The following is a 24,546-nucleotide window of genomic DNA, read 5'->3' as shown; positions in this document are numbered from 1 at the left end:
TGGGGGTTCAGCAGCCGCCGGTCGACACGGGTGTGCCGGTGCCGATCTGCAGGACGGACGGCGCGGCGCAGCAGCCCCCGGCCTGTTCGGACCGGGGGTCGTCGAAGAGGCCGGAGCCGCCGCAGACGCCCGTCTCGGGCAGGGTCAGCTCGACGCGGTCGGCCGAGTCGAGGTCGCCGGCGAGGGCGGCGGCCACGGAGCGGACCTGCTCGTAGCCGGTCATCGCCAGGAACGTCGGGGCGCGGCCGTAGGACTTCATGCCCACCAGGTGCACGCCGTGCTCGGGGTGGGACAGTTCGCGGTGGCCGTGGGGGTGGACGGTGCCGCAGGAGTGCTGGTTGGGGTCGATGAGCGGGGCGAGGGCGACCGGGGCCTGGAGGCGTTCGTCGAGGCCGAGGCGGAGTTCGGTGAGGAAGGAGAGGTCGGGTCGGAAGCCGGTCAGGACGATCACCTCGTCGACCGGGTCGAGGCGGCGGCCGTCCTCGGCGACCAGGACGAGCTCGTCGCCTTCGCGCTCGACGACGGTGGTGCGGAAGCCCGTGACGGCGTCGGCGTGTCCGTCGTCGACCGCGGCCTTGGCCCGCAGGCCGAGTGCTCCGCGGGCGGGGAGCTGGTCGGCCTCTCCGCCACCGAAGGTGGAGCCGCTGATGCCGCGCCGCAGGACCCAGACCGCGCGGGTGCCGGGGGAGTCCTCGGCGAGGTCCGCGAGGAGGGCGAGCGCGGTGAACGCGGAGGCGCCGGAGCCGACGACCGCGGTGCGCCTGCCGGCGTAGCGGGCGCGATCGGCGTCGTTGCTCAGGTCCGGGACGCGGTAGGAGATGCGGTCGGCGGATGCGTCCTCGCCCAGGGCGGGCAGTCCGTCGCCGCCCAGTGGGCTCGGGAGGGACCAGGTGCCGGAGGCGTCGATGACGGCCGCTGCGGTGAGCCTCTCTTCGCCGCCGTCGGAGTGCTGGACGTGGACGGTGAAGGGCTGCTTCTCGCGGTCGGCGTCGACCACGCGGTCGCGGCCGGAGCGGGAGACGCCGGTGACGCGGCTGTCGTAGCGCATGTGGTCGCTGAGGGCGTCGGCGAGCGGCTGGAGGTACTGCTGGGCCCAGTCCGCGCCGGTGGGGTAGGTGTCCGCGCGGGGCCTGGTCCAGCCGGTGGGGGCGAGCAGCTTCTCGGCGGCGGGGTCGACGAGTTCGGACCAGGTGGAGAAGAGCCGTACGTGGCCCCACGCGCGGACGGCGGCGGCCGCGTGGCGGCCGGCTTCCAGGACCAGGACGTCCTGGCCGCGTGCGGTGAGGTGGGCCGCGGCGGCCAGGCCGATCGGGCCGGCTCCGATGACCACGGTGGGCGGGGTGGTGGCGGGCGCGTTCACGGTGGTTCTCCTCTGTTGGCCCTGATTCGACATTCATCAATGCGCTGTCGTCCCAGCCTCGCACTTGGTTTGATGAACGTCAACTTAGACACTCGTCGAACCCATACGCGACTGAGGCGTACCTTGAGGTGGTGGCCATCGGACGGGGCCGGTTCCGGCGGAGGGTTGGCGTTCCCCCATTGATTCGATGTGTGTCAACATAGAAGCATGTCGAAAGTGGAGTTGCTGCCCGTGCTGGAGCCTGACGCGGACGCCGTCCCGTGCTGTCCGCCGCTCAGCGAGCGTGCCCTGACCGCCGAGGAGTCCGTCCGTACCGCGGCGATGTTCAAAGCGCTCGGTGACCCGGTGCGCCTGCGGCTGTTCTCCCTGGTGGCATCTGCCGAGGGCGGAGAGGCGTGCGTCTGCGACATCTCCGACGTCGGCGTCTCCCAGCCCACGGTCAGCCACCACCTGAAGAAGCTGCGCGAGGCGGGGCTGCTGACCTCCGAGCGGCGCGGCACCTGGGTCTACTACCGCGTGGCGCCGTCCGTGCTCGCGGCGATGGGCAATCTGCTGGCGACGTCCAGCTGAGAATCCCCCTCGCCCAATCCCTCACCCTCTCGGCTGTTGCCGGCGATCTCGCTCACCCGTTACGCAGCGGGTGGTCCCGCCCGCGCAGGTCGTGAGGATTCGCCCGGTCCCGCCGTCGTGGCGAAGAGGGCGAACTCATCGACGCGCGCTGCCCCCGGGGACTTGAGGCCAGGAGTTCGGCGATCTCCCGGGCCGCGTCGCGGGCCGGGCGGCCGACGCCGATCAGGGTGGCGGAGGCGGGGCCGGTCCAGTCGCCGTAGCCGAGCAGGTGGAGGCGGGGTTCGGCGCTTGCGCGGGTGCCGGTCGTGGGGATGTGGCCGCGGTGGGTGCGCAGTCCGAGGGGTGCCAGGTGGGAGAGGGCGGGGCGGAAGCCGGTGCACCAGATCACGGCGTCGGCGGGAGCGGCGCTGCCGTCGGGCCGGACCGGCCCTTCCGGGGACAGTCGCGAGAACATCGGCTGGGCTGTGAGCCGGCCCGCGTCACGGGCGACCCGGACCGGGGGCACCGCGACGATGTCGCCGAGCGAGGCGACTCCGCCGGTGTCGGCTGCGCCGCTTTCGAGGGCGCGGCGGCGGGCAGTGGCGGCGTCGAACAGGGCGCGACCGTCGATGGCGTCGGCGAGGAAGCGCGGAGGACGCCGCGTGACCCAGGTGAGGTCGCAGTGGGCGGAGAGGTCGGCGGCGATCTGGGCGCCTGAGTTGCCGCCGCCGACCACGGTGACACGCTGCCCGGCGAAGTCCGCCGGGCCGCGGTACTCCACGGTGTGGAGTTGCCGGCCGCCGAATACCTCGCGGCCGGGAACGGCGGGCAGGAAGGGACGCGCCCACGTGCCCGTTGCGCTGACGACGGCTCGGGTGCTCCACTCGCCGGAGTCGGTGTCCACCCGGAGGAGTTCGCTGTCGCGGTGAACGCCGCGTACCCGGACCGGCCGGTGGACCGGTAGTTGGTAGCGGTGTTCGTACGCGGTGAGGTAGTCCACGACGTGGTGCGCGTCGGGGTGGACCTCGCCGCGCTGGTGCGGCATGGGGCGGCCGGGCAGGGAGGAGTAGGGGGCGGGGGAGAACAGGTGCAGGGAGTCCCACAGGTGCTGCCAGGCTCCGCCTGCCGCGAACTGGGCGTCGAGGATGGCGAACTCGATGCCCAGGCGGCGGAGGTGGTATCCGGCGGCGAGCCCGGCTTGGCCGCCGCCGATCACCACCACGTCCATCCGACGATCAGTCACTGCGTCGGCCTGCCCGGCCGAGATGTTCGGCTGCTCACGCGGTTGCTCCGACAGCGGCGGGAGCGGTGGTGAACCGTCGGCGCCAGGCGAGGGAGACGTAGACGAGGGCGATCAGGACCGGGACCTCGATGAGCGGGCCGACGACGCCGGACAGGGCCTGGCCGGAGGTGACTCCGAAGGTGCCGATGGCGACGGCGATCGCGAGCTCGAAGTTGTTGCCGGCCGCGGTGAAGGCCAGGGTCGCGGTGCGGTCGTAGGACAGGCCGATCGACTTGCCGAGGGCGAAGGTGCCGAACCACATGATCGCGAAGTAGGCGAGCAGCGGCAGGGCGATGCGGGCGACGTCGCCGGGCTGGTGGGTGATCGTCTTTCCCTGGAGGGCGAAGAGGATGACGATCGTGAACAGCAGCCCGTACAGGGCCCACGGGCCGATCCGGGGCAGGACCTTGGCTTCGTAGTCGGTGCGGCCCATCTTCTGCTCGCCGATGCGGCGGGTGAGGAACCCGGCGATCAGCGGGATGCCGAGGAAGATGACGACGTTGAGGGCGATCTTTCCGACAGAGATGTTCAGGTGCTGCCCGTTGCCCAGGCCGAGCCACTTCGGCAGGACGTCGAGGTAGAACCAGCCGAGCAGGCCGAAGGCGATGACCTGGAAGACGGAGTTCAGGGCGACCAGGACGGCGGCCGCCTCGCGGTCGCCGCAGGCGAGGTCGTTCCAGATGATGACCATGGCGATGCAGCGGGCGAGACCGACGATGATCAGGCCGGTGCGGTAGGCGGGCAGGTCCGACAGGAACACCCAGGCGAGGGTGAACATCACCGCCGGGCCCACGATCCAGTTGATCAGGAGCGAGGACACCAGCAGCCGCCGGTCGCCGGTGACGCTGTCGAGCTTGTCGTAGCGGACCTTGGCCAGGACCGGGTACATCATGATCAGCAGGCCCAGCGCGATCGGCAGGGACACCCCGCCGATCTCGACCTTGGCCAGCGTGTCGTTCAGGCCGAGAATGGCTCGGCCCAGTCCGATACCGACGCCCATGGCGATCAGGATCCACACCGCGAGGAAGCGGTCCAGGGTGGAGAGCTTCGCGACGATCGAGGGTTCCTCGACCGCGGCGGGCGCTTCGGCACGGGTCACGGGCAGGACCTTTTCGTGTCGGCGGCCGCGGTGGCGCGTGCGGTGGCGGCGAGTTCGGTGAACTGGCCGGCGAGGGTCTCGATGACGTCCGGTCGCAGCTTGTAGTACGTGAACCGGCCGCAGGGCTCGGTGTCCACGACGCCGGCCTCGCGCAGGACCTTCAGGTGGTTGGAGAGGTTGGTCTGCCTCGCGCCCGTCTCCTCCACCAGGTGGGTGGTGCAGAGCGTCTCGCGGGAGAGCAGGGTCACGATCTGGAGCCTGAGGGGGTCCGCGAGAACCCGGATCAGGTCAGTGTCGACTGACGTCAGCATGGGCTGATACTGTCACATCAGTGGTGGCTGACACCACCGGGCCCTGATGTCCATCGGGCCTGATGCGTCGTTCGACGAGAGAGACCCTCAGATGTCCGACAAGCCGTCCGTGCTGTTCGTCTGTGTCCACAACGCCGGCCGCTCCCAGATGGCCGCCGCGTGGCTCACCCACCTGGCCGGGGACCGCGTCGAGGTCCGCTCCGCAGGCTCCACGCCCGGAGATGCGGTCAACCCCGTCGCGGTCGAGGCGATGAGGGAGGTCGGCATCGACATCTCCGCCGAGACCCCGAAGGTACTGACCATCGACGCGGTCCGCGCCTCGGACGTCTGCATCACCATGGGCTGCGGAGACGCCTGCCCGGTCTTCCCCGGCAAGCGGTACCTGGACTGGAAGCTGGACGACCCGGCCGGTCAGGGCCTGGACGCCGTCCGCCCGATCCGCGACGAGATCCGGGTGCTGGTGGAAGACCTGATCGCCGAGATCGCCCCGGGGCCTGCCGCCTGAGCGGGACCGCCGAGGTGCGGGAGGTCATCGTCATCGGCTCCGGCCCGGCCGGATGCACCGCCGCCCCCTACGCCGCCCGCGCCCAGCCCAAGCCGCTGCTGTTCGGCAGCTCGATCTTCGTCGGCGGCTCGCTGACCACGACCGCCGAGGTCGAGAACTTCCCCGGTTTCCCCGAGGGCATCGACGGCCCTGACCTGATGAACTCCAGGCGCGCCCAGGCCGAGCGCCTCGGCGCCGAACTGATCGACGACGACATCGTCTCCGTCGACCTGACCGGCGAGATCAAGGAACTGACGGACTCCGAGGGAACGGTGCGGTGATCATCGCCACCGGCTCCGGCTGTCGCAAGCTCGGCCTGGCGGCCGAGGAGCAACTCTCCGGCCGCGGCGTCTCCTGGTGCGCCACCCGCGACGGTTTCTTCTTCAAGGACCGTGACAACGCAGAGCGCTACCTCGCCCACCTCGCCGACGCCGCGGGTCGCGGGACGCAGACGGGCGACGAGCAGCACGGCGCTGCTTCGGACGGGGCTCTGGCGCCCGTCGGCTGACCGCCGCACTCCGCCCGCGGGAGGGGCCGCACTCCGCCCGCGGGCTCTGGGTCCGAGACGACTTGGAGGTCGTCAAGGAGTCCGCACCCGGCAGCACGCCTGGGCCGGCTTCCGGGGAGGGACCCGCGCTTCACCAGACACCCCGCCACCCACCACTTCACCGGTTCAGCCCGAACCACCCAGTTCATCAGGCCTCCCTCTGTTCACCTGCGGCCATGGTGCTTTACCGTTTAACCGCGCCGCTCACCGGCGCCATCGGACGAGCAGGCAGGGGAAGACGCCATGAAGGACATCACGCCGGTCGCCGACGGCTGGGAACTGCGCGTTCCCGACCACGGCAGCGTGCCCGCGCAGGTGCCCGGGTGCGTGCACACCGACCTGCTGGCCGCCGGACTGATACCCGACCCGTACCTGGACCTGAACGAAGCCGAGGTGGCGTGGGTCGGCCGGGCGGACTGGACGTACCGGACCGTGCTCGGGCCGCTGGACGGGCCGGGCGAGGCGGGCCACGAGCGGGCCGATCTGGTCTTCGACGGGCTGGACACGGTCGCGGAGATCCGGCTGGGCGACCGCGTACTGGGGGCCACCCGCAACATGCACCGCGGCTACCGCTTCGACGTCACCGGCCTGCTGGACGGCGCCGGCGGCACCCCGCTCACCGTGGCCTTCACCTCCGCCTACACCGAGGCAGAACGGGTCCGCGCGCTGCTCGGCGACCGGCCGAACGCCTACCCCGAGCCCTTCCCCTACCTCCGCAAGATGGCCTGCTCCTTCGGGTGGGACTGGGGACCGACCCTCGTCACCGCCGGGATCTGGAAGCCGGTGCGGATCGAGCGCTGGTCCACCGCCCGGCTCGCGGGCGTCGCCCCGCTGGTCACCGTCGACGGCGCCACCGGCCGGGTGGAGGCCCGGATCGACCTGGAGCGCACCCCCTCCGGCGCCGCGCGCCCGCTGACCGTACGCCTGCGGGTCGGCGGCTCCGTCGCCGAGGCGACCGCCGCGCCCGGCACCGACCACCTCACCGTGAGCTGCGAGGTGCCCGACGCGCGGCTGTGGTGGCCGCGCGGGTACGGCGAACAGCCGCTGTACGCCTGCGAGGTGAGCCTGCTCGACGGCGACGAGCAGCTCGACGGGTGGGAGCGGCGGATCGGTTTCCGCTCGGTCGAGCTGGACACGTCCCCCGACGAAGGCGGTTCGGGGTTCACACTGGTCGTGAACGGCGTGCGGATCTTCGCGCGCGGCGTCAACTGGATCCCGGAGGACGTGTTCCCGAGCCGGATCGGCGCGGACACCTACCGGCTGCGACTGGAGCAGGCGGCGGACGCGGGCGTGGACCTGGTGCGGGTGTGGGGCGGGGGGATCTACGAGAGCGAGCACTTCTACGACGCCTGCGACGAGTTGGGGCTGCTGGTCTGGCAGGACTTCCTGTTCGCCTGCGCCGCCTATCCGGAGGAGAAGCCGCTGCGCGGCGAGGTCGAGGCCGAGGCGCGGGAGAACGTGGCGCGGCTGATGCCGCACGCGTCGCTCGTGGTGTGGAACGGCAACAACGAGAACCTGTGGGGTTTCCGGGACTGGGAGTGGGAGGAGCAGCTCGCGGGGGAGAGCTGGGGGGAGGGCTACTACCTGGGCCTGCTGCCGCGGGTGGTCGCCGAGGTCGACCCGACCCGGCCGTACTGGGCGGGCAGTCCCTGGTCGGGGTCGTGGGACCACCACCCGAACGACCCGGAGCACGGGACCGCGCACTCGTGGGAGGTGTGGAACCGCGAGGACTACGCCGCGTACCAGGACAGCGTGCCTCGCTTCGTGGCGGAGTTCGGCTGGCAGGCCCCGGCGGCGTACGCGACGATGCGGCGCGCGCTGAGCGACGACCCGCTGGCGCCCGACTCCCCGGGCATGCTGCACCACCAGAAGGCCGGCGACGGCAACGGGAAGCTGGCGCGCGGCCTGGCCCCGCACTTCCCGGTACCTGCCGACTTCGACGGCTGGCACTATCTGACCCAGGTCAACCAGGCACGCGCGGTGGCGGCGGGCGTGGAGCACTGGCGGTCGCACTGGCCGCGGTGCGCGGGCACGGTGGTGTGGCAGCTCAACGACTGCTGGCCCGTGACATCGTGGTCCGCGATCGACGGTGACGGCCGCTTCAAGCCGCTCTACCACGAGTTGAAGCGGCTCTACGCCGACCGGCTCCTCACCGTCCAGGAACGCGACGGCGCCCTGGCGCTCGCCGTCGTCAACCAGTCCGGGCAGGAGTGGGCCGGCACCGCGTGGCTGCGCCGCGTCGACGTCGACGGAGCCGTGCTCGCCGAGGCCCGGGTGCCCTTCACCGCGGCCGCGCGTACCGTCGCCCTCCTGCCGGTCGACCCCGGCCTGCGGCCCGCGCCGGACGGCGGCAGGGAACTGCTGGCCGCCGACGCAGGGGAACTGCGCGCGTACTGGTTCCCCGTGCCGGACAAGGACGTCGCGTACCCGGAGCCGCAATGGGACCTGGAGCTGGCCGTGCGCGGCGACGGCGCCGACGGCACCGCGCCCGTGGTCGAGCTCACCGTCACCGCCCGCACCCTGCTGCGCGACCTGCTGCTCCAGGCCGACCGGCTCGACCCGGCCGCGACCGCCGACCGCGGCCTGATCACCCTGCTGCCGGGCGAGAGCGCCACCCTCACCGTCCGCGGCTGGCCGGACCCGACCCGGAAAGCCGCGGCCACCGCCCTGCGGACCGTCAACGCGGCGGTCATACGGTAGGTTGATCCCGGCGCCGCAGTGCGCCCACACGACGAGCCGAGGAGGTGGGACCGATCAACCCCTGCACGACGAACCGGTCGTTCCCACCGTCCGGCCCCGCGCACTGACGCCTCGGCGTCACGGAGCGACGGCAGGGCCGGGGGAGCGCCGCACGCTTCCCGAAGGGCACCACACCATGCCAGAACCCGCCTTCCGCACCCCCCGATCCACCTGGCCCGAGACGGCCGACGTCGTCACCGCCCTGCGCACCGCCGGGTGCGTCTTCGCCGAGGACGAGGCACGCCTGCTGTTCTCGGCCGCCGGTACCCCGGACGAGCTGGCCGCCATGGTGGAGCGGCGGGCCGGCGGCTTGCCGCTGGAACACGTCGTGGGCTGGGCGGAGTTCGCGGGGCTGCGGATCGCCGTCGACCCGGGGGTGTTCGTGCCCCGGCGCCGCACCGAGTTCCTGGTGGCGCGGGCCGCGGCACTCCTGCGCCCGGGCGCCGTCGTGCTCGACCTGTGCTGCGGCTCCGGCGCGGTCGGCGCGGCCCTCGCCGCCGCCGTGCCCGGCATCGAACTGCACGCTGCCGACCTCGACCCCGCGGCCGTCCGGTGCGCCCGGCGCAACCTCGCCCCCGCGGGCGGGCAGGTGCACCACGGCGACCTGTTCGCGCCGCTGCCCGCCGGCCTGCGCGGCCGGGTGGATCTGCTCGCCGCGAACGTCCCCTACGTTCCCACCGGCGACCTGCCCTTCCTGCCGTCCGAGGCCCGCGACCATGAGGCGCCGCTCGCGCTCGACGGCGGCGCCGACGGGCTCGACCTGCTGCGCCGGGTGGCCCGTTCCGCCGGCAGCTGGCTCGCCGCCGGCGGCGCGCTCGTCTCCGAGACCAGCCGGGCCCAGGCGGCCGCCGCCCGCGCCGTCGTGCGGGCCGAGGGCCTGACCGCGCGCACGGCCCACGACCCCGACCTCGGCGCCACGGTCCTCCTCGCCACCCGCCGGTAGCCGCGCCCGCGCCCGCCGCGCACCGGGGCGGGCGCGGGTGGACCCGGATGCGTCCAGTCCATTGACATGTCCGGAGCCACCCCCCTACCTTCGCCGTCGAAGCGCTTCGACGAGCCGTGTCGAATCGATTCGACGCACATCGCACGTCGCACGTCCCCGCGCACCTTCCGACGCCAGGTGGAGGACCTTCCATGTCGACAGCGCGCCGCCCGCTCGTCCTGACCGCGATGGCCCTGGCCGCCTCCCTGCTCCTCGCGTCGTGCGGGAGTTCGGGGGGCGGCCAGGGCGACGGCAAGACCCTCAAGCTCTGGCACTACGAGGGCGCCGACAGTGCCATGGGCATCGCCTGGAACCAGGCGATCGCGGAGTTCAAGAAGACCCACCCCGGGGTGAAGGTCGAGTTCGAGGCCAAGGGCTTCGAGCAGATCCAGAAGACCGCCTCGATGGTGCTCAACTCCGACGACGCCCCGGACGTCATGGAGTACAACAAGGGGAACGCCACCGCGGGGCTGCTGGCCAAGCAGGGCCTGCTCACCGACCTGACGCCGGAAGTCACCAAGTACGGCTGGAACAAGCTGCTCAGCCCGAGCGTCACCACCACGAGCGAGTACAACGCCGCGGGTGTGATGGGCTCCGGCAAGTGGTACGGCGTGACGAACTTCGGCGAGTACACGATGGTCTACTACAACAAGGACCTCTTCGCCGCCAACGGTGTCAAGGTGCCCACCACGCCGGAGGAGTTCACCGCCGCGCTGGCCGCCTTCAAGGCCAAGGGCATCACCCCGCTGGCGAACGCCGGCGCCGAGTACCCCGCCCAGCAGTACCTCTACCAGCTCGCCCTCACCAAGGCCGACCGCTCCTGGGTGAACGCCTTCGAGCTGTACAAGGGCAAGGTCGACTTCCACGACCCGGCCTGGACCTATGCCGTCGACACCTTCGCCGACTGGGTCAAGAAGGGCTACATCGCCAAGACCTCCAGCGGCGCGAAGGCCGAGGACGCCGGCGTCTCCTTCATCAGCGGCAAGTACCCCATCTTCTTCTCGGGCAGCTGGTGGTACGGGCGCTTCAAGAGCGAGAACAAGTTCGCCTGGGGCTCCTTCCTGTGGCCGGGGTCGAAGCTGACGCTGGGCTCGGGCGGCAACCTGTGGGTGGTCCCGAAGAAGGCGAAGAACAAGCAACTCGCCTACGACTTCATCAACATCACGATGAAGCAGGACATCCAGAACGCGCTGGGCAACAACGGGGGCATCCCGGTCGCCGCCTCGCCGTCGGCCATCACCGACCCGGCGTCCAAGACGCTCATCGAGAACTTCAACAAGATCTCGGCCGCCGACGGCCTCGCCTTCTACCCGGACTGGCCGGTCCCCGGCTTCTACGACGTGCTGGTGTCCGCGACGCAGAAGCTGATCACCGGCAGCGGTTCGCCCGACCAGGTCCTCGACCAGTTGCAGAAGGCGTACGACGCGGGCGTCCCCACGTCATGAGGGCCCGATCGCACGCCCGGGGCGGCGGCCTCGCGCTGTACCTGGTGCCCGGCGCGCTGGCGTTCCTCGCGGTCATCGTCCTGCCGTTCGCGATGAACGTCTGGTACAGCTTCACCGACTGGCAGGGGGTGGGCTCGCCGCACTGGACCGGGCTCGCCAACTACCGCCGGCTGTGGTCGGACGACCAGTTCTGGGAGTCCTTCCGGCACAGCCTCGCGATGGTCCTGGCGATGGCGGTGATCCCCACCGCCCTCGGCCTGGTCGTGGCCGCCGCCCTGTTCGACTTCGTGGCCAGGAACTTCGGGTCGCGGATCGCCAGCCTGCTGCGGGCCTGCTTCTACCTCCCGCAGGTGCTGCCGATCACCGTGGCCGGCATCGTCTGGAGCTGGGTGCTGGCCCCCGAGGGCGGCGCGCTCAACGCGCTGCTGAAGGCGGTCGGGCTCGGATCGCTGCGGCAGGACTGGCTGGGCGACCCGAAGGTGGCCCTCTACAGCGTGATGGCCGTCATGGTGTGGGTCCAACTCGGCTTCCCGGTGGTCATCTTCATGTCGGGCCTGCAGCGGATCGACCCCGCCCTGCACGAGGCGGCCGAACTGGACGGGGCCTCCTGGTGGCAGCGGTTCTGGCACCTGACCCTGCCCCAACTGCGGCCGGAGATCTACGTGGTGATGCTCTGGTGCACCATCGCCGCGCTCAAGGTCTTCGGTGCCGTCTACGTGCTGACCAAGGGCGGGCCCGCGGACGCCACCGACGTCCCGTCGTACTTCTCCTTCGCCACCTTCTTCGAGAAGACCCAGGTCGGCTACGGCTCGGCGATCGCCACCGTGATGGCAGTGATCATCCTCGCGCTGGCCCTGGTGGGCCTGCGTTTCCAGACCCGTGCGGAGGACGCGCAGTGACCACGGCCAAACGCCTGCCCGCGCTGACGGTGATCGTGCTCGGCGCGGTCGTCATGGTGCTGCCCCTGCTGATCGTGCTCAACAACGCCGTCAAGTCGCCCGGCGACTACTCCGCGCACGGCCCGCTCGCGCTGCCCCACAAGATCTACCTCAGCGGCATCAAGAGCTTCTGGACCCGGGTGGACTTCGGCCGGATGCTGCTCAACTCCACCGTGATCTCCGGGTCGGTGGCGGTGATCGGCGTGGCGCTCTCGCTGCTCAACGCCTACGCGATCGGCATCGGCCGGATCAAGGGGCGGACCTGGGTGCTGGGCTTCTTCGTGCTGGCCAACATCCTGCCGCAGGAGTCCCTGGTCTACCCGCTGTACTACGTCGCCAAGCAACTCGGCCTGTACGACACCCGGTGGAGCCTGATCATCGTCTTCAGCGTCATCCAGGCGGCGTTCGGCACCTACCTGCTCTCCTCGGTGCTGGGGTCCTTCCCCCGGGAGATCATCGAGGCCGCGCGGATCGACGGTGCGAACAGCTGGCAGGTGCTGTGGCGGATCGTCGTCCCGGTCAGCCGCCCGACCCTCGGGGTGCTGATGGTGTTCTTCTTCATCTGGACCTGGAACGAGTTCCTGCTGCCGCTGGTGATGCTGCCGTCCAACGACAACCAGACGGTGGCGGTGGCCCTCGGCGTGCTCCAGGGGCAGCGGCTGATGGACGCCACCATGACCAACGCGGCCGGCCTGCTGGGCTCGTTGCCCGCCATCGCCTTCTTCCTGATCTTCCAGCGCACCCTCACCCGCGGCATCGCCGTGGGCGCGGTCAAGTGAGATCCCTTCCTCCACGAAAGGCTCGCCGATGAAGTTCACCGACGGCTACTGGCTGCTGCGCGAGGGAGTCACGGCGGCGTACCCGTCCGGAGTGCTCGACGTCGTGCCGGGGAAGGGCACGCTCACCGCGTACGCGCCCACCCAGCCCATCCGGAACCGCGGCGACCTGCTCAAGGGGCCGGTCGTCACGATCGAGTGCACCACGCCGATGCGCGACGTCATCGGCGTGCGCGTCACCCACTTCGCGGGCGGCCCGCCGGCGGGCCCGCACTTCGACCTGACCGGCGACGGCCACGAGGGGGTCGTGACCACCGGCGCGGACGAGGCGGTGCTGACCTCGGGCGCGCTCAGCGTCTCCCTCGCCCTGGGGGACACCTGGCGGATGGAGTTCCGCGCCGGCGGACGCACGCTGACCAGCAGCGACGCCAGGGGCATGGGCTTCATGACGACCGCGGAGGGCGGCCACCACGTCCGCGAGCAACTGCGCCTCGGCGTCGGCACCAGCGTCTACGGGCTCGGCGAGCGCTTCGGGTCGCTGGTCAAGAACGGCCAGACCGTGGACATCTGGAACGCCGACGGCGGCACGAGCAGCGAACAGGCGTACAAGAACGTGCCGTTCTACCTCACCGACGCCGGCTACGGGGTCTTCGTCGACGACCCGGGGAAGGTGTCGTTCGAGGTCGCCTCGGAACACGTGTCCCGGGTCGGGTTCAGCGTCGAGGGCCAGCAACTGCAGTACTACGTCATCCACGGGCCCACCCCGAAGGACATCCTGCGCCGGTACACCGCCCTCACCGGGCGCCCCGCGCTCCCGCCGGCCTGGTCCTTCGGCCTGTGGCTGTCCACCTCCTTCACCACCTCCTACGACGAGGAGACCGTCACCGGCTTCGTGGCGGGCATGGCCGAGCGCGAACTGCCTTTGTCCGTCTTCCACTTCGACTGCTTCTGGATGCGGGAGTTCAACTGGTGCGACTTCGCGTGGGACCCGCGGGTCTTCCCCGATCCGGCCGGGATGCTGCGCCGGCTGGCGGACCGAGGGCTGAAGGTCTCGGTGTGGATCAACCCCTACATCGCCCAGCGCTCCCCGCTGTTCGCCGAGGGGAAGGCGGCCGGATACCTGCTGAAGCGGCCGGACGGCGGGGTCTGGCAGTGGGACCTGTGGCAACCCGGCATGGCCCTGGTGGACTTCACCAACCCCGAGGCCGGCGCCTGGTACGCCGCCAAACTGGAGGCGCTGCTGGCCATGGGCGTCGACTGCTTCAAGACCGACTTCGGCGAGCGCGTCCCCACCGACGTCGTGTACTTCGACGGCTCGGACCCCGAGCGGATGCACAACTACTACACCCACCTGTACAACCGGACCGTCTTCGAGGTGCTGCGCAAGCACCGCGGCGAGGGCGACGCGGTGCTGTTCGCCCGCTCGGCGACCGCCGGCGGGCAGCAGTTCCCCGTCCACTGGGGCGGGGACTGCGAGTCCACCTGGGAGTCCATGGCCGAGTCGCTGCGCGGCGGCCTCTCGCTCGGCCTGTCCGGCTTCGGCTACTGGAGCCACGACATCGGCGGCTTCGAAGGGCTGCCCGACGCCGGGCTGTTCAAGCGCTGGATCGCCTTCGGCATGCTCTCCTCGCACAGCCGGCTGCACGGTTCGTCCTCCTACCGGGTGCCGTGGCTGTTCGACGAGGAGGCCGTGGACGTGCTGCGTGCCTTCACCCGGCTGAAGCTCGCCCTGATGCCGTACCTGTACCAGGCCGCCCACCAGGCCCACGCCGAGGGGCTGCCCCTGATGCGGGCGATGGTGCTGGAGTTCCCCGACGACCCCGCGTGCGCCCACCTGGAGCGGCAGTACATGCTGGGCGGCGACCTGCTGGTGGCACCGGTGTTCACGCCGGAGGGCGAGGTGGCGTACTACGTGCCCGAGGGCACCTGGACGCACTTCACCACCGGCGAGCAGGTCACCGGCCCGCGCTGGGTGCGCGAGCGGCACGGCTACCTCAGCCTCCCGCTGCTGGCGCGCCCCGGCGCCGTCATCCCGGTCGGCGCGGTCGCCGACCGCCCGGACTACGCGTGGACGCACGAGGTGACCCTGCGGGTGTTCCGGCCCGAGGACGGCTCACGGACCACGGTGCGCATCCCGCGGCACGGCGCCGAGGAGGGCGCGGCGGCCGAGCCGGTCGAGGTCACGGTGGTGCGCGAGGGCGCGGTCCTGCGGGTCGACAGCACCGGCGGCTCGTCCCCGTGGGGCGTCGAGGTCGTGGGCGGGCCCTCGGCGCGGGCCGCTGCCGGAACCGGTAGCCTCACCCTCGATCTGTCCGGCTTCTGACGTAAGTTCGCACAGTGGGCCGTCGTCAAAGGGAGCTCCATGGTCAAGATCACCGACGTCGCCGCGCACGCGGGAGTCTCCCCCAGCACGGTCAGCTACGCGCTCAGCGGGAAGCGGCCGATCTCGGCGGAGACGCGGCAGCGCATCGAGCGGAGCATCCGCGAGCTGGGCTACACACCGCACGCCGGCGCCCGGTCCCTGGCCAGCAGCAGGGCTCAGGTGCTGGCCCTGGTGCTGCCGCTGCGCAAGGGCATCCACGTGCCCGTGGTCATGCAGTTCGCCACCTCGGTGGTCACCGCGGCCCGCGCGCACGACCACGACGTGCTCCTCCTCACCCAGAGCGAGGGTGAGGAGGGGCTGCTGCGGGTGGCCAGGAGCGCCATGGCGGACGCCTTCGTCCTGATGGACGTGGAGTTGGAGGACCGCCGGCTGCCGCTGCTGCGCTCCCTGGACCGGCCCTCGGTGCTGATCGGGTTCCCCGCCGACCCGACCGGGCTGACCTGTATCGACCTGGACTTCCACCGGGCCGGCGAGGCATGCGTGGAACACCTGGCGGAGCTGGGGCACCGCCGGGTGGCCCTGGTCGGCTCGCCGCCCGAGGTGTACGCCCGCGACACCGGGTTCGCCCGGCGGGTGGCCGACGGCTTCCGCGAGGCAGCCGACCGGGCCGGGCTGCCCTCGAGCGTGTGGCCGTGCGCCGACACCTCGGTGGCCGCCCGGGCGCTGGCCGAGCGGCTGGTGCGCGAGCAGCCGGACCTGACCGGCATCGTGGTGCACAACGAGCCGATCGTCCAGCCGCTCATCGAGGCCCTGGTCGCCCAGGGGCTGCGGGTCCCGCAGGACGTGTCGGTCACCGCGATCTGCCCCGACGAGATCGCCGAGCAGGCACCGATCCCGGTCACGTCGGTCTCCATCCCGTCGGCGGAGGTGGGGGCGGGGGCGGTCGAGCTGCTGATGGCCAAGCTGCGGGGCCAGGCCGTCCCGGAGTCCACCCTGCTCCCGGTCCGCCTCACCGCGCGCGCCTCCACCGCGCCGCCCCCCACCGCGCGCCCGGCGCACGGCTGACCGTGCGCCCGGGGGCAGCGGCTATTCCGCGGGACCGTCCGCCGGGCGCATCCCGGCCGACCACTTCTCCTCGATGTTGCCGAACTTCCAGATCGCCAGCGCCACCGCCCAGGTGACGAAGAACAGCCCGACGATGACGTAGCCGACGATGTTGAGGTCGAGCCCGCCGATCCAGTCCCAGAAGGCGCCGTGCAGCCCGGCCTTGTCGGCGACGAGCCCGAGCAGCTCGACGGTGCCGATGATGAGGGCCACGGCGACGGACAGCCCGGTGATGGTGAGGTTGTAGTAGACCTTCCGGACGGGCTTGGAGAAGGCCCATTCGTAGGCGAAGTTCATGAACGACCCGTCGATCGTGTCCAGCAGGCACATCCCCGCCGCGAACAGGACCGGCAGGCAGAGGATCGCGTACCAGGGCAGGCCCGAGGCGGCGCCGGACCCGGCGAGGACGAGGAGGGCGATCTCCGTGGCGGTGTCGAAGCCCAGGCCGAACAGCATGCCCAGCGGGTACATCTGCCAGGGCTTGGTGAGGGACTTCATCAGCCGGCCGAGCAGGCGGTTCATGAAGCCGCGGTTGTCCAGCTGCTCCTCCAGCCCGGCCTCGTCGAACTCGCCGTGCCGCATCCGCCGGAAGACCTTCCAGATCCCGGCGAGGATCAGCAGGTTGAGGAACGCGATGACGTAGAGGAACGCACCCGAGACGGTCGTGCCGATCCAGCCGGTGACGTCGTGCAGCCGCGAGTTGTCGTCCTGGACCGGGCCGGCCAGCGACCGCACGCCGATGGAGAGCAGGAACGCCAGCACGAAGACGATGCTGGAGTGGCCCAGGGAGAACCAGAAGCCCACCGAGAGCGGCCGCTTGCCCTGGCCCATGAGCTTGCGGGTGGTGTTGTCGATCGCGGCGATGTGGTCGGCGTCGAAGGCGTGCCGCATCCCGAGCGTGTAGGCGGTGACGCCGATGCCGACGCCGAACACCCCGGTGCCGGTCCGGTAGTGGTGCGGCGCGACGATCGCCGCGAGGGTGAACCATCCGATCACGTGCAGCGCCACGATGAAAGCGGCCATGCCGCCCAGCCGGAGCCACTCCGCCCGCGACATGGAGCCGGAGATCCGGTGCCAGCGTGACCCGGGAGCGGCCGGGACCTCGAGGAGGGAAGTCAACGTTGCGTCCTTTGCGACGGGGGCGGGGCACCTCAGTGCGACACGTTACTTGTTGCAACTCACTCGCAACAAGCCCGGGCCGGCAACTACCTACCCCGCCGACCTGCCCTCATGCGGGGCGCACGGGAGCCCGCGACAGCACGCAGTCCCCGCAGAGCGCGCCCGCGCGCCCGGGCGCGGCCCGGTAGATGAGGCAGCAACTGCTCCGGCGGAAGGCCCCGGCGGCGGTGTGCAGCCCGCCCCCGCGCAGGGGGTCCCGCTCCAGCAGCAGCCCGGCCAGCGTGCGGGCCCGGGCTGCCGCGTCCGGGCGGGCGGCGGCGATCATCGACGCGGCGCCGTTCAGCGCGGACGCCGCGTTGCCCCGCAGGACGTGCGGCGACACCCGGAACCGCCCGCACGCATCACCGATCTCGCGCACCGCGCCCGCGAACACCGCGGTGGCGAAACGGTCGGCGAGCGCGGCGGGATCGGCACCATGCGGGTCGCCGTCCTCCGCCGCGCAGAGGGCGTCGTCACCCGCCGGCGGCAGCGCCAGCGGGTACGGTCCGCCGAGCGCGGGCCGCCACCGCAGGTCCGCCAGCCGCAGCCGCTCGGGCACCCGCCCGTGGAGCACCGCCAGCGCCAGGAAGGGTGCCACCAGCCGCGCCACCAGCCCGAGATGGACCACCGACGCGGCGACCCGCACCTCGACGGCCTGCTCGGGCTGCCCGCCACCCTGGGCCAGCAACTCGCGCACGCGTGCCACCCGGGCCGTCAACGCGTCGCCGCCGTCGGCGAGTTCGGCCATCGACCGCCAGCCGTCCGGGCCGGTCGTCCCGTCCCCCGGAGCCGGCCCGCCCGCGCCGATCGCCTCCACCGCGAAGAACGGCCCCAGCTGCGCCAGGGCCGTTCGTACCTCGACTTCGTCCACCCCGCCACCCTGCCACCGCGCGGGCGGCCGGTCGCGGGCGGCTCCCGCGGTCACACCCCCATCGGGTCGGCCCGGGGCGCCGGGGCCGCGCGGACCGCCGGAGCCGGGTGCAGCACCCGCTCGGCGAGCGGCGCGAAGACCAGCCCGATCGCGGACCACATCAGCAACTGCGCGGCCACCGAGTACAACCGGAACTGGAACAGCACGTCCGCGGGGAAGCCCGGGTAGACGATGCGGCCGTGCGGATCGGTCAGCGGCAGCGGTGTCTCGGTGGCGTGGTCGCCGTAGTGCTCGCGGTTGGCGGCGAGATGCCCCAGCGGGGGCAGCAGCGCGATCACCACGCCGATCGCGACCGCGAAGGCGGCTCCGGCCAGCAACGTGGCGTTCCACGTGCCGAACCGCTCCTTGAGCCGCTGGCCGCACCACACGGCGAGCGCCAGCAGCGTGATCGAGCAGACCACCATGATCAGGTACAGGCCGGTGCGCGCCCTGATGGTCTCCTCGTGCCCGATCGCCGGCGGGTTGGCCGGGTACTTCAGGAACGGCACCAGGGAGAAGCCGAGGAAGCCGCCACCGGCCACCAGGAGCGCGAGCGTGCGCGGCCGGAGATTCCCGACCCGCCCCAGGCACACGGTGTACACCACCGCGAAGATCGCGCCCATCGCGACACCGAAGAGGATCAGCCCCACGCCGATGCCGACGTCGGCCTGCACCGTCCGGCTGAACAGGTCGGGGCCGGCCGGGTCCACCGGCAGGCCCGCGGCCTTGTCGAGGGCGGCCTGCGCGGCGTCCCGCCCGTTCTCGTAGTCGATCGCCCGGCCGATCTGCGGCTCGGCGAAGATCCGTGCGAAGACGAACGCGAGCAGCCCGGCGAGGGCGCCGGCGAGCACGCCGCGCAGGATGAGTCGCTTTTCCATGTCGAGTTGTCCGCCTGCCGTGGTCGTCAGTGGCAGGGGAAGCCGAGGAAGTGCCGGGCGTCGTGCACGAACTCGTGGACGTGCATGTCCCGGCCGAACACGGAGACCGCGCCCTGGTCGACGCCGATGAAGTAGTACAGGGCCAAGGCGAGGATCGTGGTGCCCGCCAGCCACAACACGGCCTGGGAGACGGGCAGGACGACGGGCGTGGCCTCGGACGAGCCGGGGGTGGACATGCTGCTCACGGGTGGGCCTCCTTCGGGGATCTTGCGTCCCTCGTTCGATGGGGCTTCGTGACGGCGGAGTATCTGACTGCCCGAACGCCCGGGAGGCGAGCGGGTTCACAGTGGCGCGACCGTGCCGGATTCCCACCGGCTTCCTCACACCTTCACGAACTGCCAGCGTAGGGGCCCGCGATCGGGCACGTCAACGGATGTCACGTGCATGTCGCCACCCCACGTCGCGACCTGTTGCCGACCGCCATCTCCGGACCGGGAGTCCGGAACCCGCCCGCCGGATGTCCGGATCTGTGGGAGGCCCGTCCTCACGGACATGCCCGCAGGGAGCGTTCCCCGCCGATGCTGGGGGAGTGGCAGCGGTCCCGGCGGCTCCCGCCCGAGGACCGGCAGATCGACGAAAGGCGCAGGTGACATCCATGACGGCAGAGACCGGCTACCCGGCCGACGTGCGCATCCCCGACACCGCCCTGGCCCGGGAGGCCACCGAACTCGTCCGTGACTCCGCGACCGAGCTCATCTACCACCACTCCCGGCGGGTCTACTGCTTCGGCAGTCTCCAGGGCAGCCGCCGCGACCTCAGCTTCGACCCCGAACTCCTCTACGTCGCCGCGATGTTCCACGACCTCGGCCTGGGCGAGCGGTTCCACGCCAGCGGCCGGCGCTTCGAGGTCGACGGCGCCGACGAGGCACGCCGCTTCCTGCAGTCCCACGGCGTGCCCGAGGACAGCGTCCGCCGGGTGTGGACCGCGATCGCCCTGCACACCACCCCGGGCATCCCCGCGTTCATGGAACCCGAGGTCGCGCTGACCACCGCCGGTGTCGAGTACGACGTCCTCGGCATCGGCTACGGCGACATCGGCGACGCCGACCGGGCGGCGATCGTCGCGCTCCACCCGCGGCCTGACTTCAAGCGGCGCATTCTCGCCGCATTCACCGACGGCATCCGCGCCAAGCCCGGGACCACGTTCGGCAACGTGAAGGCCGACGTGCTGGCCGCCTACGTCCCCGGCTTCGAGCGGGGCGACTTCGTCACCACCATCCTCGACTCGCCGTGGCCGGAGTGACCCCGGCCGCGGGCTGAGCCCGGGGGCTCGCCCGCCCGGACCCGCGTCGCCCGGGCATCCACCGATCGGTGGATGCCCGGGTCCACCCATCGCCGCCGCACCCCGCCCCGCTGGTCGATCCGCCCGCCCGCCCTGCGGCGGGAGCCTTCTGCATGACGGCGAACACGCGCCGCGCAGGGGAAGAGGCAACGGGATGACGGTCATCGAGGTCGACGGGCTCCACAAGCGGTACGGCGAGCTGACCGCCGTGCACGACGTGTCGTTCACGGTCGCCGAGGGCGAGATCTTCGGCATCCTCGGCCCGAACGGCGCGGGCAAGACCACCACCGTCGAGTGCCTGTCGGGCCTGCGGGTCCCCGACGGCGGCACCGTCTCCGTCCTCGGCCACGACCCGCGCCACGAGCGCGACGCCCTGCGCCAGGTGCTGGGCGTCCAACTCCAGGAGAGCGGGCTGCCGGACAGGCTCACCGTCCGCGAGATCCTCGACCTGTTCGCGTCGTTCTACCGACGCCCCGCGGACAGCGCCGAGTTGCTGGACCGGCTCGGCCTGCGCGACAAGGCCGCGGCCCGCTACAAGAAGCTCTCCGGCGGCCAGAAGCAGCGGCTCGCGATCGCGCTGGCCATGATCGGCAACCCCCGCGCGGTCATCCTCGACGAGCTCACCACCGGCCTGGACCCGCACGCCCGCCGCAACACCTGGGAACTCGTCGAGCAGGTGCGTGCGGGCGGCGTGACCGTCGTCCTCGTCACGCACTTCATGGAAGAGGCCGAGCGGCTGTGCGACCGGGTCGCGCTGATCGACGCCGGCCGGGTCGTGGCCGTCGACACTCCGGCGGGCCTGGCCGCCCGCGCCGACCGGAACCAGCGGATGCGCTTCCGGCCCTCCGCCGAACTGGACGAGGCGGTGCTGCGCGCGCTGCCCGAGGTGAGCACGGTGACCTGGCACGGGCCGCAGGTCGAGATCACCGGCGACGGCAACCTCGTCCTCGCCGTCACCTCGCTGCTGGCCCGGCGCCGGATCATCGCCGCCGACCTCCGTGTCGAGCAGGCCACCCTCGACGACGCGTTCATCGCGCTCACCGGCCACGACGGCGCGTCCTGAGCCGTCGCCCCGTGCGCCTCTCCCGGCCGACCCCGAAAACCCGCGGCCTCGGCCGAACCCGCAGCCGGACCCGCCTCCGTACAGACAAGGACCCCGCGATGAGCACCCCCGCACCCGCCCTCCCGCACATGACCCGCCAGGGCTTCCGCGCGCTGACCGCCACCCAGGGGCGGCTGCTGCTGCGCGAGCCGGCCACCCTGTTCTGGCTGCTGTTCCCGCTCGGCATGGTGATCCTCTTCGGCAACATCCCCGCCTTCACCACCGATTCCGGCTCCCTGGGCGGCAGAAGCGTCATCGACGTCTACGTGCCGACCATCGCCGCGATGGTGCCGCTCTTCCTCGGCTGCGTCCTGCTGCCGACGAACATGGCCCAGCTCCGGGAGAAGGGCGTCCTGCGGCGGTTGTCGGTCAGCCCGGTGCCCGCCGCCGGGATGCTCGCCGCGCTGCTCGCCGTGATCGCCGCGCTCATCACGGCCGGCGTCACGCTGATCATCGCCGTCGGCCGGCTCGCCTTCCACGTCACCCCGCCCGCCGACCCCGGCGCCGTGGTCTCGTCCTTCCTCCTCGGCAGCACCGCGGTCCTCGCGCTCGGCCTGGTGGCCGCCGCACTGGCGCCCACCTCCGGGGCCGCCACCGGCACGGGCGTGCCGGTCATGGTGCTGAACTTCTTCTTCAGCGGCCTGTACTTCCCGGTCGCGGAGATGCCGCATGCCCTGCGGGAGATCGGCGCGTACGTCCCCTTCGGTGCGGTGACGGCCGCCTGGTCCGGCGAGGGCGCCCTGTGGCAGCACCTGCTGGTGCTGGCCGGATACACCGTGGTCGGCGCCATGGTGGCCGTACGCACCTTCCGTTGGGAATGATGACCAGGTGAACGCACCACGGACAGCACGCGGCACCGCCCCCGGGCGGTCCGCCGCCATGGCGGGGCCGCAGGCGCAGGACCGGCCTGCCGAGCCCCCGCCCGGCGGGGAGCAGGCCGCGGACGACCGTTTCCGGCAGCTCCAGCACCTGCTGCCCTACGGCGGCCTCGCCGTCTCGCTGGCCCTGGTACTGGCCCTCGGGCCGCACCACCCGCGGTCCGTCGCCGCGGCGGTGGGACTGTCGGCGGCCGCCGCCCTGTGGCACCGGTTCATGGCGGTGCCGTACCCCCCGCCCGCCGGCCGCCAGGGCCAGGCGATCGCCTACTGCGCCGGAGTGCTGCTGTTCATCGCCGGTCTGGTGCTGCTCAGCCCCTACTTCGGCTTCTTCGGCTTCACCGGCTACCTCCAGGTGGCGCTGCTGCCCCGGTGGCTGCGGCCCCCGGCGATCGCGGTCAACGCGGCGGCGATGGCCCTCAGCCAGGTCGGCGGCATCGGCCACCTGCACGGCGGGGGCGCAGCCGCCTACGCCGGGCTGGTCGTGGTCAACCTGCTGGTCGCCGGTGCCATCACCTACCAGGGCATCGAGGAGGACCAGCGCAGCAGGCGGCGCGCCAGGATGGTCGACGAGCTGGCCGAGGCCAACCGGAAGCTGCGCGAGACCATGGCCGAGAACGCCGGGCTGCACGCCCAACTGGTCACCCAGGCACGCGAGGCGGGAGTCCTCGACGAACGGCAGCGGATGGCCGGCGAGATCCACGACACCCTCGCGCAGGGCCTGACCGGCATCGTCACCCAGCTGGAGGCCGCCGACCGGTTCGACGGCGAGCCGCTGCGCCGCGCCCGGCACATGGCACTGGCCCGCCGGCTCGCCCGGGAGTCGCTGGCCGAGGCCCGCCGCTCGGTGCAGGCGCTGCGCCCCGGTCCGCTGGACGCCGCCGCGCACCTGCCCGGCGCGCTGGCCGATCTCGCCGAGCGGTGGACCCAGACGTCCGGGATCGCGGTACGCGTCGAGGTCACCGGCGACGCCGTGCCGCTGCCGCCTGCGCTGGAGGTCGTGCTCTTCCGCACGGCCCAGGAGGGCCTGGCCAACATCGCCAAGCACGCGGGGGCGAGCCGGGCCGGGCTGACCCTGTCCTACACCCATGAGGTCGTCGTGCTCGACGTCCTCGACGACGGCGCCGGCTTCGACGCCTCCGCCGCCGCTGACCGGGCCGGGCGGAGCGAGGACGGACACGGCTACGGGCTCACCGCGATGCGGCAGCGGCTGCGGCAGGTCGGCGGGGCGCTGGCGATCGAGAGCGCGCCCGGCGACGGGACGGCGCTCAGCGCGAGCGTCCCCGCGGTGCCGGCGGCACCGGACCCCGAGCCCGGCGAGGCCCCCGGGGTATCGGCGCCCGGTACGGACGCGGCTGCGCGGGAGAACGGTACGGACCCGTCTTCCGGGCCACCCGCGCACGCCGCGGACCAGGCTTCCGGGCCCTTGGCGCACGGTACGGGCCCCGCCCTCGGACCGCCGCCGTACGGCAGGAGCCGGACGGAGCCGCCGCGGGCGCTACCTCATCCGGCGCCGATACGGCCGCGGGGGAGCTCCCGCAGGGCCCCGCGGCCACGAAACCGGGACGCACCCCCACCGGCGGCCCCGGGATCATGGACAATGCCCTGTGACCATTCGCCTGCTCGTCGCCGACGACCACCCCGTCGTCCGTGACGGCCTGCGCGGCGTCTTCGACGGCGACCCGGACTTCGAGGTCGCCGGCGAGGCCGCCGACGGGGCCGAAGCCGTGGACCGGGCGCTCGCACTGGGCGTGGACGTGGTCCTGATGGACCTGCGCATGCCGCGGATGGGCGGCGTCGAGGCGATCGGCCTGCTGCGCGAGCGCGCCCCCGCCGTCCACGTGCTGGTCCTCACGACCTACGACAGCGACGCCGACGTGCTGCCCGCGATCGAGGCCGGCGCCACCGGCTACCTCCTCAAGGACGCGCCGCGCGACGAGCTCGTCCGCGCGGTCCGCGCCGCCCACCAGGGGCAGTCCGTGCTCGCGCCCACCGTCGCGCAGAAGCTCATCGGCCGGGTCCGCGAGCCCGCCGGGGGTACGGCCGCTGCCTCCGGGACGCTCACCGAGCGCGAGCTGGAGGTGCTGCGGCTGGTCGCCGCGGGAACCACCAACCGGGAGGCGGCCCGGCAGCTGTTCATCAGCGAGGCCACGGTCAAGACCCACCTGCTCCACCTCTACGCGAAACTCGGGGTGCGCGACCGCGCCGCCGCGGTGGCCGCCGCCTACCGCACGGGCCTGCTCACCTGAGCGCGTCACGGCCTGGCGCCCGCCCGCCCGGGA

The 24,546-nt window shown here is 72.3% G+C and carries 22 protein-coding genes, 1 pseudogene and 1 riboswitch; of the genes and pseudogenes, 15 read left to right on the top strand and 8 right to left on the bottom strand.

The genetic code is table 11. The annotated features are described in order from the left end of the window. Positions 1–7: 7 nt before the first annotated feature. Positions 8–1,360 (bottom strand): FAD-dependent oxidoreductase, encoded by a 1,353-nt coding sequence (locus C4U44_RS20585; protein ID WP_103887327.1) that lies wholly within the window; start codon positions 1,358–1,360, stop codon positions 8–10. Between the two features lie 207 nt (positions 1,361–1,567). Here C4U44_RS20585 and C4U44_RS20580 point away from each other — a divergent pair, with 207 nt between their 5' ends. After that, complete coding sequence (locus C4U44_RS20580; protein ID WP_103887326.1) at positions 1,568–1,930, top strand: ArsR/SmtB family transcription factor; 363 nt, start codon at positions 1,568–1,570, stop codon at positions 1,928–1,930. A gap of 52 nt (positions 1,931–1,982) precedes the next feature. Here the strand turns inward: C4U44_RS20580 and C4U44_RS20575 are convergent, their stop codons facing one another. The 3 genes from C4U44_RS20575 to C4U44_RS20565 are packed head-to-tail and all read right to left on the bottom strand — an operon-like array spanning position 1,983 to position 4,601. After that, complete coding sequence (locus C4U44_RS20575) at positions 1,983–3,137, bottom strand: ArsO family NAD(P)H-dependent flavin-containing monooxygenase (protein WP_103887325.1); 1,155 nt, start codon at positions 3,135–3,137, stop codon at positions 1,983–1,985. A gap of 49 nt (positions 3,138–3,186) precedes the next feature. Beyond that, positions 3,187–4,290, bottom strand: a complete 1,104-nt coding sequence (gene arsB, locus C4U44_RS20570) for an ACR3 family arsenite efflux transporter (RefSeq protein ID WP_103887324.1) — start codon at positions 4,288–4,290, stop codon at positions 3,187–3,189. Further along, complete coding sequence (locus C4U44_RS20565) at positions 4,287–4,601, bottom strand: ArsR/SmtB family transcription factor (protein WP_103887323.1); 315 nt, start codon at positions 4,599–4,601, stop codon at positions 4,287–4,289. The genes arsB and C4U44_RS20565 overlap by 4 nt, the downstream gene beginning before the upstream one ends. A gap of 91 nt (positions 4,602–4,692) precedes the next feature. On the opposite strand from C4U44_RS20565, the gene C4U44_RS20560 reads away from it, so the two are divergent. From C4U44_RS20560 to C4U44_RS20520, 9 genes and pseudogenes are all read left to right on the top strand, one after another. Beyond that, entirely contained in the window at positions 4,693–5,106 is a 414-nt protein-coding gene (locus C4U44_RS20560; RefSeq protein ID WP_103887322.1) for an arsenate reductase ArsC, read from the top strand. Next, positions 5,103–5,542, top strand: a pseudogene (locus C4U44_RS20555) (NAD(P)/FAD-dependent oxidoreductase); the annotation flags it as partial. The gene C4U44_RS20560 and the pseudogene C4U44_RS20555, both read left to right, overlap by 4 nt. Before the next feature lie 393 nt (positions 5,543–5,935). Continuing rightward, positions 5,936–8,392, top strand: a complete 2,457-nt coding sequence (locus C4U44_RS20550) for a glycoside hydrolase family 2 protein (RefSeq protein ID WP_103887321.1) — start codon at positions 5,936–5,938, stop codon at positions 8,390–8,392. A gap of 175 nt (positions 8,393–8,567) precedes the next feature. Continuing rightward, positions 8,568–9,374: a putative protein N(5)-glutamine methyltransferase gene (locus C4U44_RS20545; protein WP_103887320.1), complete on the top strand. Its 807-nt coding sequence runs from the start codon at positions 8,568–8,570 to the stop codon at positions 9,372–9,374. A gap of 191 nt (positions 9,375–9,565) precedes the next feature. Continuing rightward, complete coding sequence (locus C4U44_RS20540; RefSeq protein ID WP_103887319.1) at positions 9,566–10,858, top strand: ABC transporter substrate-binding protein; 1,293 nt, start codon at positions 9,566–9,568, stop codon at positions 10,856–10,858. Next, complete coding sequence (locus tag C4U44_RS20535; protein WP_103887318.1) at positions 10,855–11,757, top strand: carbohydrate ABC transporter permease; 903 nt, start codon at positions 10,855–10,857, stop codon at positions 11,755–11,757. Before C4U44_RS20540 ends, C4U44_RS20535 begins: the two co-directional genes overlap by 4 nt. After that, positions 11,754–12,575, top strand: a complete 822-nt coding sequence (locus tag C4U44_RS20530; RefSeq protein WP_103887317.1) for a carbohydrate ABC transporter permease — start codon at positions 11,754–11,756, stop codon at positions 12,573–12,575. Before C4U44_RS20535 ends, C4U44_RS20530 begins: the two co-directional genes overlap by 4 nt. A gap of 28 nt (positions 12,576–12,603) precedes the next feature. Further along, positions 12,604–14,895, top strand: coding sequence for an alpha-xylosidase (gene yicI, locus C4U44_RS20525; RefSeq protein WP_103887316.1), 2,292 nt, complete (start codon positions 12,604–12,606; stop codon positions 14,893–14,895). A 39-nt stretch (positions 14,896–14,934) separates the two neighbouring features. Beyond that, complete coding sequence (locus tag C4U44_RS20520) at positions 14,935–15,960, top strand: LacI family DNA-binding transcriptional regulator (protein WP_103887315.1); 1,026 nt, start codon at positions 14,935–14,937, stop codon at positions 15,958–15,960. Between the two features lie 21 nt (positions 15,961–15,981). Here the strand turns inward: C4U44_RS20520 and nicT are convergent, their stop codons facing one another. The 4 genes from nicT to C4U44_RS20500 all read right to left on the bottom strand — a co-directional run bounded on the left by nicT (position 15,982) and on the right by C4U44_RS20500 (position 19,181). Continuing rightward, positions 15,982–17,055 carry a Nickel transporter NicT gene (gene nicT / locus C4U44_RS20515; RefSeq protein WP_103887446.1) on the bottom strand — a complete coding sequence of 358 codons (1,074 nt, stop codon included), beginning with the start codon at positions 17,053–17,055 and terminating at the stop codon, positions 15,982–15,984. A gap of 172 nt (positions 17,056–17,227) precedes the next feature. Continuing rightward, positions 17,228–18,028, bottom strand: coding sequence for a (2Fe-2S)-binding protein (locus C4U44_RS20510; protein WP_103887445.1), 801 nt, complete (start codon positions 18,026–18,028; stop codon positions 17,228–17,230). A 50-nt stretch (positions 18,029–18,078) separates the two neighbouring features. Continuing rightward, on the bottom strand, positions 18,079–18,945 hold the full coding sequence (locus C4U44_RS20505; protein WP_103887314.1) for a CbtA family protein: 867 nt from the start codon (positions 18,943–18,945) through the stop codon (positions 18,079–18,081). A 26-nt stretch (positions 18,946–18,971) separates the two neighbouring features. Further along, complete coding sequence (locus C4U44_RS20500) at positions 18,972–19,181, bottom strand: CbtB domain-containing protein (RefSeq protein ID WP_103887444.1); 210 nt, start codon at positions 19,179–19,181, stop codon at positions 18,972–18,974. 45 nt (positions 19,182–19,226) lie between these two features. Continuing rightward, a riboswitch (cobalamin riboswitch) is annotated at positions 19,227–19,350 on the bottom strand. 250 nt (positions 19,351–19,600) lie between these two features. On the opposite strand from C4U44_RS20500, the gene C4U44_RS20495 reads away from it, so the two are divergent. From C4U44_RS20495 to C4U44_RS20475, 5 genes are all read left to right on the top strand, one after another. Next, a complete protein-coding gene (locus C4U44_RS20495) occupies positions 19,601–20,248 on the top strand; it encodes an HD domain-containing protein (RefSeq protein ID WP_103887313.1) in 648 nt (215 codons plus the stop codon). A gap of 193 nt (positions 20,249–20,441) precedes the next feature. Then, entirely contained in the window at positions 20,442–21,350 is a 909-nt protein-coding gene (locus C4U44_RS20490) for an ABC transporter ATP-binding protein (RefSeq protein ID WP_103887312.1), read from the top strand. A gap of 98 nt (positions 21,351–21,448) precedes the next feature. After that, on the top strand, positions 21,449–22,210 hold the full coding sequence (locus C4U44_RS20485) for an ABC transporter permease (RefSeq protein WP_103887311.1): 762 nt from the start codon (positions 21,449–21,451) through the stop codon (positions 22,208–22,210). A 7-nt stretch (positions 22,211–22,217) separates the two neighbouring features. Further along, the gene (locus C4U44_RS20480) at positions 22,218–23,918 is read left to right on the top strand and encodes a sensor histidine kinase (protein WP_235032222.1); all 1,701 of its coding nucleotides are present in this window, start codon (positions 22,218–22,220) and stop codon (positions 23,916–23,918) included. Continuing rightward, positions 23,872–24,513 (top strand): response regulator, encoded by a 642-nt coding sequence (locus C4U44_RS20475; RefSeq protein WP_103887309.1) that lies wholly within the window; start codon positions 23,872–23,874, stop codon positions 24,511–24,513. Before C4U44_RS20480 ends, C4U44_RS20475 begins: the two co-directional genes overlap by 47 nt. Positions 24,514–24,546: the final 33 nt, after the last annotated feature.

It is taken from the genome of Actinacidiphila yanglinensis (genome assembly GCF_900107965.1).
Lineage (GTDB): Bacteria > Actinomycetota > Actinomycetes > Streptomycetales > Streptomycetaceae > Actinacidiphila > Actinacidiphila yanglinensis.
The sequence above is the reverse complement of the archived record's forward strand: the minus strand, read 5'-3'. Positions and strand labels throughout refer to the sequence as shown.

Coding starts and splice junctions, on each gene's coding strand:
- C4U44_RS20535 (WP_103887318.1), top strand. CDS start 10,855: ATGAGGGCCCGATCGCACGCCCGGGGCGGCGGCCTCGCGCTGTACCTG.
- C4U44_RS20540 (WP_103887319.1), top strand. CDS start 9,566: ATGTCGACAGCGCGCCGCCCGCTCGTCCTGACCGCGATGGCCCTGGCC.
- C4U44_RS20580 (WP_103887326.1), top strand. CDS start 1,568: ATGTCGAAAGTGGAGTTGCTGCCCGTGCTGGAGCCTGACGCGGACGCC.
- C4U44_RS20520 (WP_103887315.1), top strand. CDS start 14,935: ATGGTCAAGATCACCGACGTCGCCGCGCACGCGGGAGTCTCCCCCAGC.
- yicI (WP_103887316.1), top strand. CDS start 12,604: ATGAAGTTCACCGACGGCTACTGGCTGCTGCGCGAGGGAGTCACGGCG.
- C4U44_RS20560 (WP_103887322.1), top strand. CDS start 4,693: ATGTCCGACAAGCCGTCCGTGCTGTTCGTCTGTGTCCACAACGCCGGC.
- C4U44_RS20485 (WP_103887311.1), top strand. CDS start 21,449: ATGAGCACCCCCGCACCCGCCCTCCCGCACATGACCCGCCAGGGCTTC.
- C4U44_RS20505 (WP_103887314.1), bottom strand. CDS start 18,945: ATGGAAAAGCGACTCATCCTGCGCGGCGTGCTCGCCGGCGCCCTCGCC.
- C4U44_RS20550 (WP_103887321.1), top strand. CDS start 5,936: ATGAAGGACATCACGCCGGTCGCCGACGGCTGGGAACTGCGCGTTCCC.
- C4U44_RS20500 (WP_103887444.1), bottom strand. CDS start 19,181: ATGTCCACCCCCGGCTCGTCCGAGGCCACGCCCGTCGTCCTGCCCGTC.
- C4U44_RS20575 (WP_103887325.1), bottom strand. CDS start 3,137: ATGGACGTGGTGGTGATCGGCGGCGGCCAAGCCGGGCTCGCCGCCGGA.
- C4U44_RS20490 (WP_103887312.1), top strand. CDS start 20,442: ATGACGGTCATCGAGGTCGACGGGCTCCACAAGCGGTACGGCGAGCTG.
- C4U44_RS20495 (WP_103887313.1), top strand. CDS start 19,601: ATGACGGCAGAGACCGGCTACCCGGCCGACGTGCGCATCCCCGACACC.
- C4U44_RS20565 (WP_103887323.1), bottom strand. CDS start 4,601: ATGCTGACGTCAGTCGACACTGACCTGATCCGGGTTCTCGCGGACCCC.
- nicT (WP_103887446.1), bottom strand. CDS start 17,055: ATGTCGCGGGCGGAGTGGCTCCGGCTGGGCGGCATGGCCGCTTTCATC.
- C4U44_RS20545 (WP_103887320.1), top strand. CDS start 8,568: ATGCCAGAACCCGCCTTCCGCACCCCCCGATCCACCTGGCCCGAGACG.